16 protein-coding genes are annotated in these 17,281 nt (G+C 62.8%); 9 read left to right on the top strand and 7 right to left on the bottom strand.

Annotated features, from left to right (window positions below):
- From V2S04_RS06340 to V2S04_RS06330, 3 genes are read left to right on the top strand one after another with little or no spacing between them, the layout of a single operon-like run.
- Positions 1 to 624, top strand: a complete 624-nt coding sequence (locus V2S04_RS06340) for a sugar transferase (protein WP_413637623.1) — start codon at positions 1 to 3, stop codon at positions 622 to 624.
- Positions 617 to 1,258, top strand: coding sequence for a NeuD/PglB/VioB family sugar acetyltransferase (locus V2S04_RS06335; RefSeq protein WP_413637621.1), 642 nt, complete (start codon positions 617 to 619; stop codon positions 1,256 to 1,258). The genes V2S04_RS06340 and V2S04_RS06335 overlap by 8 nt, the downstream gene beginning before the upstream one ends.
- Entirely contained in the window at positions 1,255 to 2,508 is a 1,254-nt protein-coding gene (locus tag V2S04_RS06330) for a glycosyltransferase family 4 protein (RefSeq protein ID WP_413637619.1), read from the top strand. Before V2S04_RS06335 ends, V2S04_RS06330 begins: the two co-directional genes overlap by 4 nt.
- On the opposite strand, the gene V2S04_RS06325 is transcribed toward V2S04_RS06330, so the two are convergent.
- From V2S04_RS06325 to V2S04_RS06300, 6 genes are read right to left on the bottom strand one after another with little or no spacing between them, the layout of a single operon-like run.
- Positions 2,485 to 3,249, bottom strand: coding sequence for a HisA/HisF-related TIM barrel protein (locus V2S04_RS06325; protein ID WP_413638112.1), 765 nt, complete (start codon positions 3,247 to 3,249; stop codon positions 2,485 to 2,487). The two genes, V2S04_RS06330 and V2S04_RS06325, sit on opposite strands and share 24 nt — an antisense overlap.
- Positions 3,246 to 3,851 carry an imidazole glycerol phosphate synthase subunit HisH gene (hisH, locus tag V2S04_RS06320; RefSeq protein ID WP_413637617.1) on the bottom strand — a complete coding sequence of 202 codons (606 nt, stop codon included), beginning with the start codon at positions 3,849 to 3,851 and terminating at the stop codon, positions 3,246 to 3,248. The genes V2S04_RS06325 and hisH overlap by 4 nt, the downstream gene beginning before the upstream one ends.
- Positions 3,848 to 5,011, bottom strand: coding sequence for a glycosyltransferase (locus V2S04_RS06315; RefSeq protein WP_413637615.1), 1,164 nt, complete (start codon positions 5,009 to 5,011; stop codon positions 3,848 to 3,850). Before V2S04_RS06315 ends, hisH begins: the two co-directional genes overlap by 4 nt.
- Positions 5,008 to 6,147 (bottom strand): N-acetyl sugar amidotransferase, encoded by a 1,140-nt coding sequence (locus V2S04_RS06310; protein WP_413637613.1) that lies wholly within the window; start codon positions 6,145 to 6,147, stop codon positions 5,008 to 5,010. The genes V2S04_RS06315 and V2S04_RS06310 overlap by 4 nt, the downstream gene beginning before the upstream one ends.
- Positions 6,148 to 6,163: 16 nt before the next feature.
- On the bottom strand, positions 6,164 to 7,504 hold the full coding sequence (locus V2S04_RS06305) for an O-antigen ligase family protein (RefSeq protein WP_413638111.1): 1,341 nt from the start codon (positions 7,502 to 7,504) through the stop codon (positions 6,164 to 6,166).
- Positions 7,505 to 7,518: 14 nt separating this feature from the next.
- On the bottom strand, positions 7,519 to 8,979 hold the full coding sequence (locus V2S04_RS06300; protein WP_413637611.1) for a lipopolysaccharide biosynthesis protein: 1,461 nt from the start codon (positions 8,977 to 8,979) through the stop codon (positions 7,519 to 7,521).
- 312 nt (positions 8,980 to 9,291) lie between these two features.
- On the opposite strand from V2S04_RS06300, the gene V2S04_RS06295 reads away from it, so the two are divergent.
- The 6 genes from V2S04_RS06295 to V2S04_RS06270 all read left to right on the top strand — a co-directional run bounded on the left by V2S04_RS06295 (position 9,292) and on the right by V2S04_RS06270 (position 15,319).
- Complete coding sequence (locus V2S04_RS06295; RefSeq protein WP_413637609.1) at positions 9,292 to 10,140, top strand: glycosyltransferase; 849 nt, start codon at positions 9,292 to 9,294, stop codon at positions 10,138 to 10,140.
- A 280-nt stretch (positions 10,141 to 10,420) separates the two neighbouring features.
- Positions 10,421 to 11,533, top strand: a complete 1,113-nt coding sequence (locus tag V2S04_RS06290) for an IS110 family transposase (protein ID WP_413637607.1) — start codon at positions 10,421 to 10,423, stop codon at positions 11,531 to 11,533.
- A 43-nt stretch (positions 11,534 to 11,576) separates the two neighbouring features.
- Positions 11,577 to 11,804 (top strand): IS3 family transposase, encoded by a 228-nt coding sequence (locus V2S04_RS06285; protein ID WP_413637605.1) that lies wholly within the window; start codon positions 11,577 to 11,579, stop codon positions 11,802 to 11,804.
- Positions 11,805 to 11,883: 79 nt separating this feature from the next.
- Positions 11,884 to 13,179, top strand: coding sequence for a nucleotide sugar dehydrogenase (locus V2S04_RS06280; protein ID WP_413637603.1), 1,296 nt, complete (start codon positions 11,884 to 11,886; stop codon positions 13,177 to 13,179).
- A gap of 53 nt (positions 13,180 to 13,232) precedes the next feature.
- The gene (locus V2S04_RS06275) at positions 13,233 to 14,330 is read left to right on the top strand and encodes a DegT/DnrJ/EryC1/StrS family aminotransferase (RefSeq protein WP_413637601.1); all 1,098 of its coding nucleotides are present in this window, start codon (positions 13,233 to 13,235) and stop codon (positions 14,328 to 14,330) included.
- Complete coding sequence (locus V2S04_RS06270) at positions 14,330 to 15,319, top strand: Gfo/Idh/MocA family oxidoreductase (protein ID WP_413637599.1); 990 nt, start codon at positions 14,330 to 14,332, stop codon at positions 15,317 to 15,319. The genes V2S04_RS06275 and V2S04_RS06270 overlap by 1 nt, the downstream gene beginning before the upstream one ends.
- A 33-nt stretch (positions 15,320 to 15,352) precedes the next feature.
- Here the strand turns inward: V2S04_RS06270 and V2S04_RS06265 are convergent, their stop codons facing one another.
- Positions 15,353 to 17,209 (bottom strand): DUF4012 domain-containing protein, encoded by a 1,857-nt coding sequence (locus V2S04_RS06265; RefSeq protein WP_413637598.1) that lies wholly within the window; start codon positions 17,207 to 17,209, stop codon positions 15,353 to 15,355.
- Positions 17,210 to 17,281 lie beyond the last annotated feature (72 nt).

Genomic DNA, 17,281 nt, shown 5'->3' with positions numbered 1-17,281 from the left:
ATGGCGAAGTCTTCCCGTCATCCATATGACGTGCTCAAGCGCGTCCTCGACCTTGTGAGTGCCGCGACGGCTCTTGTGCTGCTGTCGCCGGTGATCGCCGCCGTCGCAGTGGCCGTGGCGGTCAGGCTGGGGCGGCCGGTGCTCTTCGCACAGAAGAGGCCCGGCCGCGACGGGAAGATCTTCACACTGTACAAGTTCCGCTCCATGCGCGACATCGACCCAGCCGAGGGATTGGTGACTGACGCAGACCGATTGACGCCCTTCGGCAAGCTGTTGCGATCGACCAGCCTCGACGAGCTGCCCTCCCTGTGGAACGTACTTCGCGGAGACATGAGCATTGTCGGTCCGCGACCGCTCCTCATCGAGTATCTCGAGTTGTACTCGCCCGAGCAGGCGCGCCGACACCACGTGCGCCCAGGCATCACCGGACTAGCGCAGGTCAGCGGGCGAAACGGCTTGCCTTGGGAGGACAGGTTCCGTCTCGACGTCGAATATGTCGAACGGCGCAGCCTTGCCCTTGATGTGCGGGTGCTCGTCGCCACCGTTCGCTCCGTCGTCCGGCGAGAGGGCATCTCGGCGGAAGGGCATGCGACCATGAGAAAGTTCGGAGACGTCGATGCCTGAAGACATCGTCGTCATCGGCGCGGGAGGTTTCGGACGCGAAACACTAGATGTGATCGAGGCAATCAACGAGGTCGCCGAGGATCCGATCTGGAGTGTGGTCGGTGTGATCGACGATTCGCCTAGGCCCATCGATGTAGATCGGCTCGGCGCGCGCGGTTACTATCACCTTGGAACGATCTCCGACAACGTTGAGGTGGTCTCAAGGGTTCGACATGTTATTGCCATTGGTTCGCCGGCGGTCCGTTCGTACGTCAGACTCGCGCTCGGTCAGGCGAAGGCAGTCCCCGCGCTTGTACACCCCAATGCCACGATAGGGTCGGAGGTGCAACTTGGCATGGGCGTCGTCGTCTGTGGCGGTGTTCAACTTTCGACAAATGTCAGTCTCGGCGAGCACGTACACGTGAACCCAGGGGCCATCATCGGCCATGACACGGTTGTCGGAGATTTCGTCTCCGTCAATCCCGGAGCCATCTTGTCTGGCTCTGCGAACGTGCGGCGGCGAGTGCTCATCGGTGCAGGCGCTGTCGTACTGCAGGGGCTGAACATAGGCGAGGGAGCGACCGTGGGCGCGGCGGCCTGTGTGACGCGCGATGTGTCTCCGGGCGTCGTTGTGAAGGGAGTGCCCGCGCGATGAGAACTGTCTGGATAGTCAACCACTACGCCACGGACCCCTCCGAGTCAGCTAGCGGATCAAGGCACTTCAGCCTGTCCAAGCATCTCGCTCAGGCCGGTTGGGCCCCGACGATCATCGCAGCGAGCACTGAGCACCCCTCGGGGAGGCAGCGCATTTCAACTCGCGCGCGCCAGATGGAACGCACTGTGGGGGATGTGCGATTTCGCTTCCTACGCGCACCGGCATACAGCGGCAACGGGATCGTCCGGCTCTTGAATATCTTGGTGTTCACGGTGCGCCTGCTCCTTCCGTCGGGAACTCGAGGCCTCCCTAGACCAGAAGTGGTAGTCGGGAGTACCGTTCACCCTCTCGCGGCGTGGGCCGCCTCAGTGCTCGCCGGCAGGCTGGGCGTTCCATTCGTATTCGAGATCAGAGATCTCTGGCCTCAAACCCTGATCGACATGAACAAGCTCCCTTCCTCCTCTGGCATCGCATGGCTCCTGCGGTTTATGGAGCGGGTGCTTTGCCGGAAAGCGTCCGTGATCGTTACGCTGCTGCCCTTCGCCTCTCATTATCTTGAGGAGCGAGGCGTGCCTCGCGAGAAGATCGTCTGGGTCTCGAACGGATGCGACGCGGCGGACTTCGACCACTCACCTCAAGAGGAAACGGTGGACGGCGATTTCGTTTTCATGTACTTCGGGTCGATTGGCCTGGCGAACGGCGTGGAAGAAATCGTTCGCGCTTTCGCGCCGCTCGCTGATGACACAAGATTGGTCTTGTACGGTGGCGGTCCCTCCCTTCCGAGGGTCCGCGATGTGGTGCAAGAACTGCGGATCGGCCACGCCGTGGACTTCCGGGGGGTGATCACCAAGGCGGAGGTTCCAGCGGTAGCAACGCTCGCTGACGCGTTGGTGATCAACGTCCTTGATTTGCCGGTTTACAGACATGGCATCAGTATGAACAAGCTGTTCGATTACCTAGCGGCAGCGCGACCCGTGGTCATCGCGACCAACGCGCCGAATAATCCAGTAGCTGAAGCGGCTGCCGGAGTAACAGCCCCAGCTGCCGATCCGGCGGCGTTCACCCGTGCGCTGCAGGCTGTCCGACGCAGTTCTCCGGTTCAGCGCGCGACTTGGGGAGCAAACGGCAGGCGACTCCTCGAAGATGAGTACGACTACGCGGTCCTCGGCCGCAGATTCGCCGACGCCCTCACCACCGCGGCGTCGCAGCAAGTGAATGCTCAGCTGTCAGACGGTCGGTCGCGACCATAGACCGTCAAGCTGAGACTCGCTCGGATAGGTGATCAGCACGGCTTTATGCCTTCCGAAGAAGACAAACTGGCTCCCAGCACTGGCCGCTGCCGCTCCATGCTCAACCGCGGACCGGAAGTCTTCGAGTGAGCCGGCGCCGCCATGAGCGACGACAGGCAGGTCAACGACCCCCGCCACGCTCGCCACGGTTTCAAGGTCGTAGCCTGCGCCACTCCCGTCTCGGTCGATCGAGCTGACGATGAGTTCACCCACACCCAAGCGGACCGCCTGCTCGGCAAACTCAACAGGCGAAAGTCCGCTGTCGATATGGCCATTCGCCACGTATGCGCGGGGCTTCCCCGTGGCGGCGCTGACGTCCACACTCGCGACGACGCTCTGACTGCCGAGCTCCGACGCAATCTGCGTGACGAGACCGGGGGCGCGGGCGATCGCAGTGTTGAGGATCACTTTCTCGATTCCGGCTCTTACGAGGAGAGTCGCCTCCCGGGCAGTTGAGATACCCCCGCCGTATGCAACAGGCATGAACGCCTCTGAAGCGATTGATCCGATGAGGCCGACATCCAGTGGCGTTTCCCCGCGGCTGGCGGAGATGTCACAGAGGACAAGCTCGTCCACCTCGAGTTCATTGAAGATGCGTACGGCGTTTACGGGGTCGCCGAGGTAAGGGTTCCCTCGGAATCTGCGGCTTTTCGTCAGCCACCCCTTGTGAAGCTGCAAAACAGGGATGATTCGAGGTCTCATAGTGCCGCCCACGCCTTCAGCATCCGCATGCCGAATCGATGGCTCTTTTCCGGATGGAACTGTGCACCGACCACCGACCCGCTTGAGATCATCGACGGGTAGCGTTCTCCGTACTCTGTAGTGGCTAGAACGGTCGATGCTGAGTCGCAAACTACCCGGTAACTGTGTACGAAATAGAACCGATGGTTCTCGGGAAGGTCGTCGACGAGCGGATGATTCCGCTCGGGGCGCACCTGAGACCAACTCATATGTGGCACCCGGATGTGGCTTGTTGCAGCAAACTTCCGGCTGGTTCCCGGTATAAGGCCGAAGCCCGGTAGCTGTCCTTCTTCGCTCGAGTCGAGAAGGAGTTGCATCCCTAGACAGATGCCAAGCAAGTGACGGCCTGCGTCCGCGTGTGAACGCACGGCATCGTCAAAGCCTGTCCGTTGAAGCTGGCTCATGGCGATATCGAAAGCACCGACCCCGGGTAGCAGGACATGCTCGTGGTTCCGGACCTCCGCAGGGCCCGTGATCACGGATGCCTCGATCTCTAGGCGGTAGAACATGTTAATCAAGGAGCCGATGTTGCCCACACCATAGTCGATGATGCCGACCGTCATGCGCGGCCCCCTCTCCGCGTTTTCGCCGCTATGAGTGTGCCGTAGACGTCGAGCATCTTTCCCGACTCTTCGCCCCACTTAGGGAGTCTAACCTCGCTGATTTCGGCTCGCCCAGCCGAGATGACCTGCTCTGAGAGCCCATCGAGCACGCGGCTCAGCTCCCCTTGCACATCCTTCACCAGAAAGCTCGTGAGTCCTTCTGCAAGCAATCGCCGTACGGACGGTAGGTCGTTGTGAATGAACGGCAACCCTGCGGAGGCGTACTCGATGGCCTTATTGGGAAGCGCGAGTTCGTATGACAAGCACGTCGGCTCGATCAGACAGATGCCCACATCAGCGGTGGATAGGGTCGCAGTGACCGAATCGCTATCTACGCTGGGATGATGATGGACGTTAGGGAGTGTGGCAGCCGCGTCATCAACCACGCGCCCGAGGTCTCCGTCGCCGAGGAACACAACATGATCACTTGGGCGGCCTGCGAACGCCTCGATAATCTCCACGATATAGCGCGCTCGGACGATGTTTCCGACGTGGACGAAAAGTCGATCTGTCGGCGGTATAGCAAAAACAGCTCGTAGGTCGTGTGCTGCTCCCGCGGCGCGTTGGTCGGGCGCGTTCACGATGCTGATCGTCCGAAGGCCCCGGTAGGTGGTTTCGTACCATTCCTTGATCATGTCGTTCACCACGAACACTGCCGAGCTCTTTCGAATCAGCAACCGCTCAGCGAGTCTGAACACCTGGCCCTGCAGCCCGTGGGACGTCGAGGTCTCGGTCTCGAGCTCGTGTGTGTCGTAGATCAGCTTCGCGCCAGTGCGTCGCGCAAGCATCGCGGCAACTGGAAGCACGGCGACGGAGTGGGCATTGACGATCCGTAGATCCGAAGACGCATACGTGCGATAGACATGGAAGGACCAAGCGACTTGATACCGAACCCGAGCGACTACCGAACCAGTTCGCTTCATGTCGGCGCCTATCCGGCGGATTGTGCGGCCTTCGGACAGAGGCTCGGTCTGCGGGAGACCGTGAGCCGGAGTTCCACATATCTCAATCTCGTCGAACAACGACGCCCGCGCGACGGCAAGAGTTTGACGGAAGATGCGACTCTCGGAGAGAATCGGGGCCGGGTAGATGTGTAGATTCAGACCTTTCGTTGGAGTCATCGCGGGTACAGCCCTGCTTTGCGAAGTGTATTCACGGAGCGCCGAAGCAGTTGAACGAAGCTGTAGGAGCTACGGAAGTCACGAAAGGACCGGCGAGGTTGCGCGAGAATTTCTTCGAGCTCCGCCTCCGAGAGGGACAGCTTCTTCCGCAAGAGTTGGGTGTCGATGCGGCGCAGGCTTGCGGGGTAGTCGTCAGATTCTAGAGCGGCCAGCGCCTCCTCCCGCGTGATCTGGCCGGAGTTGATGAGGTCAGATAGATGTCCTCGCCGCTTGTCAATCTTGAACTTCGTTGGCAAGTAAAAGCCCTGCACCCAACGCGTGTATATGGACTCGTAGTGCTTGCCCTCGTAGGGCACCCAGCCGAGCTTGTCCTGAAGCTCGTGCACGGCGGCGGTCTTGTCGTACTCGAGGTAGTTGAGGATCGAAACGATGCGCACGCGCTTCGCCACGGTCGTCCATCCGAGTTCCGCGAACCCGAAATGGGGGTACGTGCGAAGCGGCACTGATCCGTGTCGGCGATGGATGTCGGATATGTAGCGCCAATCAGAATGTCCATACGACCATGACGGGACGCTGATTGACTCCGTCGCGAAGTTCATCCCGGAGATGATGTAGCGGATGCCGTGACGTCGCGCTTCCTTCCAGAGCGTTGCCTGGATCGCGTGGTCGGAGGGAATGTCCGCATCAGGTGTGGACGCACGCAAGAAGGCTCGCTGAAGGTCGTAGAACTCGTCGAGACGAAGCACCGTGGTGGACAGATCGATGTCGAGCGTGCGGAGGACGTTCTCGACGTTCCGGGCAGCCAGTGAGGAGTTCCACCCGTTATCGACATGCACAGCCAGCGGCCGGAGGCCCAGCTCACGCACTTTCATCGCCACGTAAGAGCTGTCGACGCCGCCGCTCACCCCGATCAGGCAGTCGTACTCGTTACCTGCGCCGGCGGACTTAATTGCAGCGACAAGCTGTCTGAGCCGCGCAGGCCGCTCTGCAACGGGGACGATCCTCGAACCGAGTAATGCGTCGTATCGTCGACAGTGATTGCAGATGCCGTCCTCGATGGCAAGGTCGGGGTCGACCTCAGAATTCATCACGCAACGCGTGCAGGAAGTAGGGGTCGTCATGGGAGTGAAATTCATTCGTGAAGTCTTCGTGTCATGGTTGATAAGCGGGCGGAGAAGCGTTCAGGTTGATGTCGGAGTATTCCCGAGCTTGGACTGGCTGGGTAATCCAAACGATCGCGGTTAATGCGAGCCAGAAGATCGATGACGACACGGCGGTGCTCGTCATCATGGACCACACGGGCGTGAGCGAGGCGATTGCGATGATCGAGTTGAATGTCGCCCGTTTCCAGCCGTGTGACCAAAACGACTGAATCCAAGCTGAGCGGATGAGCGTGACGAAGAGCCAGATGAACGCCCCGAGAACTGCGACCCCGTACTGACTGATTAGTTCTGTGATCAAGCTGTGGGGGCTCTCGATGCCTGCTGTAAATCCGAGGCCGGGGACAGTGGTTAGAGCTGCGGCGAATCCACCGGGCCCGACGCCCATGAATGCCGTGCTCGCAGCGATTAGGAAACCGTTGCGCACCAGGGTTGCCCGCACGGATCCGGATCCCCCGTCAATAAAGAATTCCGACCAACTCTGAACGCTCGGGTCGATGAGTGTTGTCACTGTTGACTCGGCGAGAAACGCGACAACCAGCCCTGCGAGGATGAACGGAACCGCAATGATGGTTCCCGCGCGCTTGTGCAAGATCAGCATAATCGCAGCCACAAGGGCGATAGTGGCGAGACCGAACCTGCTTTCGGTTCGGAATATCATGATTGGCGTCAGAGCGAGAGCAAGCAAGATGGCCAGGCGCATTACGCGACCTTCAAAAGCTGTTAAGCCGGCTAAGAGGATCGGCGCACCAAGGACGAGCATGCTTGCGTAGTCGTTTGGATTGCCGAGTGTGCTGGCGGGCGCAGTTTCCGTCACGAGGTCGACCAGATTGCGCCCTGGCAGATAATTCGGCATCCGCTGGCCAGTCGTGATTTCCTGCCATGCGACGCATGCGGTAACCACAAAGGCAACAAGCCATCCCCCGGTGAGTGCCCTCAGTGTGGAACGCACAAGGGGAACACGGGTAAACGTGACTAGGAGGCCGAGGCCAATAGAAACGCTCAGTAGCTCACGCAGGCCGGGCGCCGAGAGCTGGTCTAGCAGAAGGAATAGAACGCTTGAAAGTGCAGTCGCCGTCAGTAGCAAAACGACCGCGCCTCGGACGTGATCTCGCGCGGGGTGTTTCACTCTTACTGCAAGCGATGCCGCCATAGCGATGAGCGCGACGAGACGAAACCCGAAGACCGGCCCAAAGCCAGGAATTAGCGGGCCAAGTGCCGCGAGCGTGGGTAATATGAACACTAGCACATTGAAGAACCGCCGACCTTTTTCGACGGGAGCCGGGGAGCCAGTCTGCTCCGGATCCTTTAGCGCGCCGGCTGGTTCGTTCATCACCCTCACGGAACTCACCTTTCCGAGACAATCATTCGCGCCATCCCCAGCGAATCGCGATAATTGGCGGCGAGCCAGGCGGCAGCCAAGATCAGCGCGACGCCGAGCGACAATAAGGCGGGAGGCTTTGCTGATATCGACGTCACACTGGTAATTAGAATCAGCGCGACCCCCGCGCTAGCCTTCAGAAAGACGGAGCCCAGAGTTAGTCGGAGAACGGTCGATGCATAAATCATCGGAAGTGCCGCGATTACCGCCACCCCCGTTGCGTAGGCAATAGGGATGGCGTTCGGGACACCGCTGAGCTTAAGCGCGGTCGCAGTTCCGATGGCCACGGCAAAGCCGCTCCAGCTGAATACCACCGAGAGCGTCATTCCGCGGGCGGATTCACTGGTCAGCGCATTCACTATGGGCACCGATATGCCGTTGAGGATGGCGGCGACAGCCAGGACCCCAACCATGCTTGCGGCCGGATAGAACTCGTCGCCCCATAGAGTAACCACGATCGCGGGTGCTGTTGGTGCGAGTAGCAGGCCGCCAGCGATGAGGCCGACCATGAGTCGGCGAGTTGCCAACTCTGCGACTCCGCGTAGCCGCGCAGCTTGATCTTGTGAATGCGCTCGAGCGAACGCTGGAAATAGGATCAGGCTCAGTGCGCTGGCGATCATGGCGAACGGTGTCGTGAGAGTCATCGCGGCGGAATAAGTGCCAACGTACTCGATGCCCTCGAGCAGCGTGGCGGCAAGTACAGCAGCCTGCGCGAGTCCCGAGCTGGCGAGGGTGCCAATCACACCGAGGCTGACATAGCGAAAGGCGTCGGCACGTACCGACGCGGCCAAGGTTGCTGAACGAGGCGGCAAGGCATATAAGAGGATGGAAAGGTTGCCGATCATTAATGGCAGGAGCAAGGCTGCTGTCCGTACGCCAAGAAGCAGCAGAATGCTCACTCCCAATACGCTCGCGATAGAGATCAGCGTGCTCCAGGTGCCGAGCCTTCCCATTTGACCAAGACCGGCGTGGATCCCTTCCGCAAGTGCTCTCGCCGCAAAGGCGATCGTCATCAAGGCGGACATCACGACGATGACTGCGTCGGCTTTAAGTCCAAGCCATTGGACGCCGACAACGAGCATAACCAGCACGCCAGCGGCGACTGACGTCACCTTCAAGAAAAATTGGGCTACACTCGCCGGCGGATGGGTGGACGATGGAAGAGCAGCGCGTGCAAGGAAGCGCGCCGCGATGCTTCCAGCTGGCGTCGGGAAAAGAAGATTAGCCATCATCGAAGTCGACAGGACTAACTGCACCTCGCCGAGCGTTTGCACTCCGCCGATACGGCCGACCAAGATGCTCATGGCGAATGTGGCAAGCCCCGGCATTATCCGTACGAGCAACGCTTGGGATGCACTACGCGTTGAGGGCGACACATCACGCTGATCATACGCAAGCGGTGCAAACGTCTCGGCTATCCTGGTCATCGTTGTCTTCTCCCGATCGGAACCGATCGGATTTCGTTGAGGTGCACCCGTTGGACGGACACCTTCTGTCACTTGGGGTTCGAAGGGCGGTCGTTGATGCTCGGGATTGGACCGTTGAACACCGCTTCTCAGGCTACCGCGTGGGCACGCGCTGTGCATCCGCAGCCCGCGTTCTCGATCGGTACTGGAGGTGCGCTATCGCGGGTGCTCCGTCGTGAACGCCTGGTACGGCCGAGTGACCGGCAGATCCCGCACTACCGTTTGAGCCCGCGCTGGGTACGGAATTTGGTGGTGACTCACCTAGGTGTGGACATGACCCACCTGCTGAATGAGTCGAACATTCCGCTCGGAGTGGATCCACGAGAAGGAACGTTTGTTGACCAGGTCGCGGCATGGTCTGCGCGCGGCGTTGCCTCAGCCGTTGTCTTTCACGGTAGCGACGCCCGGGACCCGATGTTGAGCATGGAAGCTTCACAGGACTCGTACTTCCACGACGTGCCACGTGCTTGGCGGGTTGCTCAGGGCGAGAAGGCGGCGCGAAACCGGGCGCAGGTGCTCGACAGCGGGCTCCCAGTCTTCGTCACAACACCAGACCTATTGTCACAGGTGAATGGTGCGAAGCTCTTGCCACTCACCGTGGACGTAGCCACTTGGGACGCCCCACTGCCGGAGACGCGCGGACGGAAGCTGCGCGTCTTGCATCAACCCAGCCAGCGCAATCCTGACATCAAGGGAACGCGCTTCATCGACCCCGTGCTCCGCGAACTAGACGCCGCAGGAGCGATCGAATATGTGCATGCGGGCATCGTCTCCCGAGAATCGATGCGTGCGCTTATCCGCAGCGTCGATGTAGTCGTCGATCAATTGCGGTCGGGTTCGTATGGCGTGACCGCCGTAGAGGCGATGGCGTCGGGGCGAATTGTGGTTGCGAACATCAGCGAGGCGACCATCGCTACGTACGGCGAGGACACACCAGTTGTGAACTGTGCACCCAGTGCCCTGCGTGATGCATTGCGAGACTTGAGCGGCTCATCTCCGGATGCGGTTGAATCCCGTGCGCGGGCGTCGCGCGAGTACGCGACGAGATGGCACGACGGTCGCGCCGCCGCGTCTGCGCTCGATGGGTTCTTGGCGGGGGATGCCGCAGTGACACACGGATAGTCTGGCCCTTCCACTGAGGCGCCGGAAGCTGGCGCGCTCGCCGGCGGCCAGAGGCGTGTCGGAGGGCGTCGGCACCCGGTACGCCTTCGCCAACCGCGAGCCGCTGCGTGTGGAGCAGGAAGCCTTTCGCGACGCCGTCCTCGGGCACCACACCGAGCTCACGACAATTGAGCAGGGCCAGGGGCCTTGACCCTTGATCGTGGACACGGTGTTGGTTCGGTTATGCCGCTTCTGAATCGGCCCGACTTTCGTCCCGTTCTTCAAGCAAGGATGGAACACGATGAACAGGAAGTACTCGCCGGAGATGAGTGAGCGGGCGTTGCGGATGCTCGCGGAGACGCGGCCGTCGCACCCGAACATGATGAGCGCGGTCCGTCACGTGGCCGGTTTGCTCGGGATGAGCTCATCTGCCGAGTCCTCCGACCGGCAGTGCAGGGCTTTCCTACCGCGCGCGGCTATCGCGCCGCCGTCGGCCGCGCGCCCTCAGCAGCTGTTGGAATGGGCGGTGAGTTTCGGGAAGATCATCGTGTTCGGGATTGAGGGAACCGGGTCCTACGGGGCCGGACTCATTTCGTTCGTCCGCCGCCACGGCCACAAGGTGATCGAGGTTTCACGTCCCGACCGGCGGCTGCGCAGGTTGAATGGGAAATCCGAAACCCTGGACGCGGAGAACGCCGCCCGGGCCGTACTCGCGGGGTTCGCGACCGCGGTCCCGAAGACCGCAGTCGGCGCCGTCGAGATGATCCGGCAGCTGAAAGTCACGCACGATACCGCGGTGAAAGACCGCACCGGCGCGATGATCACCCTCAAAGCGATGCTCGTCCACGCGTCCGAGGACCTCCGACGCGAGACCGCGAAGAAGACTCAGATGATGGTCGCGCGGCACTGCGCCGCGCTCCGACCGCGCGGCTTGGAGACGCCCGAGGACGCGAATCCTCACGCGCTCCGGTCGATCGCGAAACGCTGGATCGCGCTCAACGACGAGATCAAGGACCTCGAGGCGCAGATCGAGCAGCTCGTGCTCCAAAGCGCCCCGCACCTACTTGACGAGTTCGGGATCGGCGTCGATACCGCTGCGGAGATCCTCATCGTCGCAGGCGACAACCCCGAGCGCATCAAGAGCGAGGCGGCGTTCGCGAAGCTCGCCGGCATCAGCCCCATCCCTACAGGGTCCGGGATGACCAGCGGGAAGCACCGGATTAACCACGGAGGGCACCGTCAGCTCAACGCGGCGATCTACCGGACCGTGATCGTCAGGATGCGATTCCACGAACCGACAATCGCCTACGTCGCCCGCCGCACCGCCGAAGGCAAGAGCAAATGCGACATCATCCGATGCCTGAAACGCTACGTGATCCGCGAGGTCTACCACCTCATCAAGACAGACTCCTGAACCGACGAAATCATGAGTTGACAACTATAGGAGCATCAACGCGATGGCCGAAGCGCTGAACTCGTTGTTCAAGGTTGAGTGCATCCGCCAGCGCGGCCCCTGGCGGACCGTCGAGCAGGTCGAACTCGCGACCCTCGAATCGGTGTGGTGGTGGAACAACTCACGGCTCCACGGAGAGCTCGACATGCGCACCCCCATCGAGGTCGAGGACGCGTACTACGCTGGCCAAGAATCAGGCCAACCGGCACCTACCGGACAAGGCTCCCGATAGGAACGAAAGTCAGGCCGATTCATCCAAGGTGTGCCCCCGGCACCACAGATGAGGGACCCGCACGCCGTAGACTGGATCTATGCGTGTCGCCGTCGTCGCCCTGGGAAAGATCGGGCTTCCTCTTGCTGTTCAGTTCGCCTCTTCCGGTCATGATGTGGTCGGTGTCGATGTGAATCAGAAGGCTGTGGACTCGATCAACGCGGGGGTGGAGCCGTTCCCGGGTGAGGCGCATCTGCAGGAGCGTCTTGAGGAACTGATCCCTGCTGGTCGGTTGCGTGCGACGACGGATTACGCGGACGCGATTCCGGGGGCGGATGCGGTGGTGCTGGTGGCTCCGGTGTTCGTGGACGACGAGACCTGGGAGCCGGATTTCAGGTACATGGACGCTGCGACGCGATCGCTGGCGGAGCATCTGACTCCGGGGACTCTGGTCTCGTACGAGACGACATTGCCGGTGGGGACGACGCGGACGCGGTGGAAGCCGATGCTGGAAGAGAGGTCCGGGCTGACGGAAGGTGTCGACTTCCATGTGGTGTATTCGCCGGAGCGTGTGCTGACCGGTCGGGTGTTCGAGGACCTGCGCAAGTACCCGAAGCTGATCGGTGCGCTGTCCGCGGAGGGCAACCGTCGGGCGCGGGAGTTCTACGAGGCGGTGCTGCAGTTCGACGAGAGGCCCGATCTCGCGCAGCCGAACGGGGTGTGGGATCTCGGTTCCACGGAGGCGTCGGAGATGGCGAAGCTGGCCGAGACGACGTACCGGGACGTGAACATCGGCCTGGCGAACCAGTTCGGTCTGTTCGCGGCCTCGCACGGCATCGACGTGTACAAGGTGATCGATGCTTGTAACTCGCAGCCGTACAGCCACATCCACCGCCCGGGTATCGCGGTCGGCGGGCACTGCATCCCGGTGTACCCGCGCCTGTACCTGTCGACTGACCCGGATGCGGACATCGTGCGCGTCGCCCGTCAGCTGAACGCCTCCATGCCCGAGCGGCTGGTCGCGCAGGCCGAGGGCATCCTGGGTGATCTGAAGGGGCAGCGGGCGGTCGTGCTCGGCGCGGCCTACCGTGGTGGGGTGAAGGAGACAGCGTTCTCCGGCGTCTTCCCGACCGTGGACGCGCTGAAGGCCCGCGGCGCCCAGGTCGTCGTCCACGACCCGCTCTACAGCGACGACGAGCTGCGTCGCCTCGGCTTCGAGCCGTACGCGATCGGCGACGCCGCTGACCTCGCGATCCTGCAGACCGACCACGCCGACTACCGGGCCCTCGCACCCGCGAGCATCCCCGGCGTGAAGCTGCTCGTCGACGGACGCAACGCCTCCGACGCCACCCTCTGGGCCGGCACCCCGCGAATCGTCGTCGGCACCGCATCCTGACCGTGCGCCGATCACTACCGAACGCAGATCCCATCTTGAGGAGTCAATTACGTATGAGCGAGTTCATTCCCCCGGCGAAGCCGATCATCGGTGATGAGGAGCGCGAAGCTGTTGACCGTGTGATGCGCAGTGGGATGGTGGCGCAGGGGCCCGAGGTGGCGGCGTTCGAGGCGGAGTTCTCGGAGCATTTCGTGCCGGGGCGCCCCTCGGTCGCGGTGAACAGCGGCACCGCTGGTCTGCACCTGGGCCTGCTCGCGGCGGGTGTGGGTGCGGGCGATGAGGTGATCGTGCCGTCGTTCACGTTCGCAGCGACGGGTAACTCGGTGGCGCTGACGGGTGGCACGCCGGTGTTCGTCGATATCGAGCCGGAGACGTTCACGCTGGACCCTGCGGCGGTGGCTGCGGCGATCACGCCGCAGACGAAGGGCATCCTCCCGGTGCATCTGTATGGTCACCCGGCGCGGATGCGCGAGCTGGAGAAGCTGGCCGCCGAGCGGGGTGTCGCGTTGTACGAGGATGCGGCGCAGGCGCACGGTGCGTCGCTGGACGGCCGCCCGGTGGGTTCGTTCGGCGAGTTCGCGATGTTCAGCCTGTATCCGACGAAGAACATGACCAGTGGTGAGGGCGGCATGGTCACCACGGCCACGGCGGAGATCGCCCGGCGGGTGAAGCTGCTGCGCAATCAGGGCATGGAGCGGCAGTACGAGAACGAGGTGATCGGGTTCAACGCCCGCATGACCGACATCCACGCCGCGATCGGGCGGGTGCAGCTGACGAAGGTCGACGCGTGGACGAAGACCCGTCAGGCGAACGCGGCGTTCCTGGACGCGAACCTGCGCGGTGTCGTGGTCCCGCCGGTCGCGGAGGGTGCGGTGCACGTGTATCACCAGTACACGATCCGCGTGCCGGAGGATCGGGACGGTTTCGTTCGGGCGTTGAAGGATGAGCACCAGGTGGGTTCCGGGGTGTACTACCCGATCCCGAATCACCGGCTGCCGTCGCTCGCGCCGTACGCGCCGGGCCTGGATCTGCCCGAGACCGAGCGGGCGGCACGCGAGGTCGTCTCGCTGCCGGTGCACCCGTCGTTGACGCAGGCGGACCTGGAGCGGATCGTCACCGCGGTGAACACCGTCGCCGGAGCGGGCGCCTGATGGCCGAGACGCTGCGGGCGGGACTGCTCGGCGTCGGCATGATGGGCCGGCACCACGCGCGGGTGCTGCGTGAACTGGACGGGGTCGACCTCGTCGCGATCGCCGACCCCGGCGGTGACCCGCACGGTGTGGCGGGCAAGCTGCAGGTGCTGCCCGACATCGACGCGCTCATCGACGCGGGGATCGACATCGCGGTGGTCGCGGTGCCGACCCGGTTCCACGAGGATGCCGCGTTGAAGCTCGCCGCCGCGGGCGTGCACACGCTGGTCGAGAAGCCCATCGCGCACTCCCTCGAGGCCGGCCAGCGCATGGTCGACGCGTTCAAGGATGCGGGTCTGATCGGCGCGGTGGGACACATCGAGCGGTTCAACCCGGCGCTGCAGGAGCTGCGCCGGCGGATCGAGGCGGGCGAGCTCGGTGCCGTCTACCAGGTCGTCACCCGCCGACAGGGCCCGTTCCCGGCCCGGATCGCGGATGTCGGAGTCGCGAAGGACCTCGCCTCGCACGATGTGGACCTGACCGCCTGGGTCGTGCAGTCCGACTACGACCGGGTCTTCGCGCAGACCGCGTTCAAGTCCGGACGTGAGCACGAGGACATGATCACCATCACCGGCCGCACGGCATCCGGTGTGATCGTGAACAACATCGTGAACTGGCTCAGCCCGATGAAGGAGCGCGTCACGGTCGTCACCGGCGAGAAGGGCGCATTCGTCGCCGACACCTCCACGGGCGACCTGACCTTCTACGCCAACGGCACGATTCCCCTCGAATGGGAGTCCGTCTCCTCGTTCCGCGGCGTGTCGGAGGGTGACGTCACCCGATACGCCTTCGCCAAGCGCGAGCCGCTGAGGGTCGAGCACGAGGCCTTCCGCGACGCCGTGCTCGGCGAGCAGACCGACGTCGTCACCATGGAGCAGGGGCAGCGCACCCTGGCGGTGGTGGAAGCCGCACTCGAATCCGCGCGCCACTTCTCTGTCCATGAGCTGTAGGTTTCTCGCTGAACGCTCGGTCAGTGTCTCGACTCATTCGCAACCAGGCGAGCTGAGCTCGACGGTGGCTGGGCGCACCATCGGCGTGTGCCGCACGTCCAGAGAGCCGTACTCGCCCTCCGCTCCCTGGAAGACAACTTCGACGACATGAGTCTGCCCGGGCTTGTTGATGATGGGCACCTTGATGGCAGGGCGCCCCAAGTGCCCCACCTGCGTGGCCTTGGTGATCTTTCCGTCGACGGTTATGCGCGTCGCTTTCGCCTCGACCGGCCCGTACACGACCAGGTCCGTGGCGATGTGCCCCTTCGGAAAGTACCTTGCGGGGTGAATGGCCGGCGCCAAGTCCTTTGCTTCGGCCGGGTCAACAGTGTTGTTCAGCGTGGAGGTTACGGTGAAGACCGGCGCCTCAGGTGAAGTGCACTGGGTCGACGTAGCGGCGAGATCGAACTGCATGTAGTAATCCAGCTTGGATTGCGTGAAGTCGTTGATGTAGGCGCCGACGATGGTCGACTCCTCATTTGAGGTCGGTAGCCTGCCCGAGAGCTTCGAGTCGGCTACCAGCTCCGCTTCGGCTTCGGTCGTCGGCGTATACATCAGTCGCCCCTCGTCGACAGCTCGCCCCAAACTCTCGAGCAGAGCTTTCGGCTGGGCGCTTCCCGAAGTAAGAGCAGAGAAGATCGAGCGCGCCGACGCTGCGAAGATGGCGTCCTGGTATTGGCCACCCTCGTATTCCACGTAGACCTGATTCAGCAGGAAGGGCACCGCATTGTCAGCAGTGAGCACAAGAGGCTCCGTCAACACCTGCACTTCTCGGCCCCCGCCGACCTCAAGCGGCTCCGCCGCGACCTCCACGGGGCCGGCGGCTTTCAGCAGATAACTCAGCGCGACGGGGTCGAACGAGATGACCGCGTCGACTGGCGTGTTGAACTCCTCCGCCCACCAAGCACGCACGATCGATGCTGTCTCGGGGAAGTCCGGAGACATAGTGGCATCTGAGATGTAGCGGCCGATCTTGTCTCCGTATAGGGCTACGGTCTCGGGGCTCAGCGGCATGACGGGCTTTTCGCGGCCGTTCTCAAAGTCAGCGCTCGACGCCTGCTGCCCGATGCTGATCTTGCCCTTGTCGACGTCGATCATCACGAGCGCCGCCGGGTTGCCGCCGGTACCGCGCGACTCGGCGTTGTTCTGGAAGATCATGAGGTAGTGCCGCGGCTTGTCGGCGCCGAGTGCCTCGGGCAGCACACCCAGGATCTCTGCCGCGGGCTTCAGCATCGGCTGGATCTCGTCGATCGCGCCGGTGAGCTTCCCGATCGCGCTGTCGACCGGGTCGATCAGCGCGTCGCGGTCGATTGCATCGAGGTCGTCAGCCGCTTTCTCGACGGCGTCAGCGGTCTGTGAAACGACCGTCTGCATCGTGGCGATGCCGTCGAGGTCGATCGCGCCGTCCATCGGCTTCAGGGCGTCGAGCGACAGCGCGGTTGCCGGCGTCAGCGCATCGGTGACGAGATCATCCGTCACAGCCGCAGCGGTGCGCACCGCGTGCAGGTTGGCGCCCGCGACCGGCACCCACTCCAGGCCCTTCCACAGATCGCCGCTGGTCTGCTCTCTGGCATCCGCTGTCAGCTTCGCGAGCTGCGCAGCTGTCGCCTTCGCCCCTTCGCTGTCGCCGGCGACGACCTGATCGGCGGCCTTCGAGGCGAGCGGCATCGCCTGCTCGAGCGAGCCCTTAGCCGACATGGCATGGTCGTACACCTGCTTGCCGATCACCGCGGCGATGCCGGCGACGACGAGAAGAACGAGCACAACCCCGGCGGGAATCCAGAAGCGATAGCTGCGAAACAGGGGTCGGCGCGTCAGGGCAGCACGGCGCTCGGCTCTTGTCAGCGTCATGCTCTCCATCGTATGAGGCCGTGGCCGTGCATCCGATGGAAGCGACGTCCGAACGCGCATCGCTTCGGCGGC

The organism is Microbacterium sp. OR21 (assembly GCF_047306785.1).
GTDB classification, from domain to species: domain Bacteria; phylum Actinomycetota; class Actinomycetes; order Actinomycetales; family Microbacteriaceae; genus Microbacterium; species Microbacterium esteraromaticum_E.
Note: the sequence above shows the minus strand (reverse complement) of the source record. Positions and strands in the feature narration are given on the sequence as shown.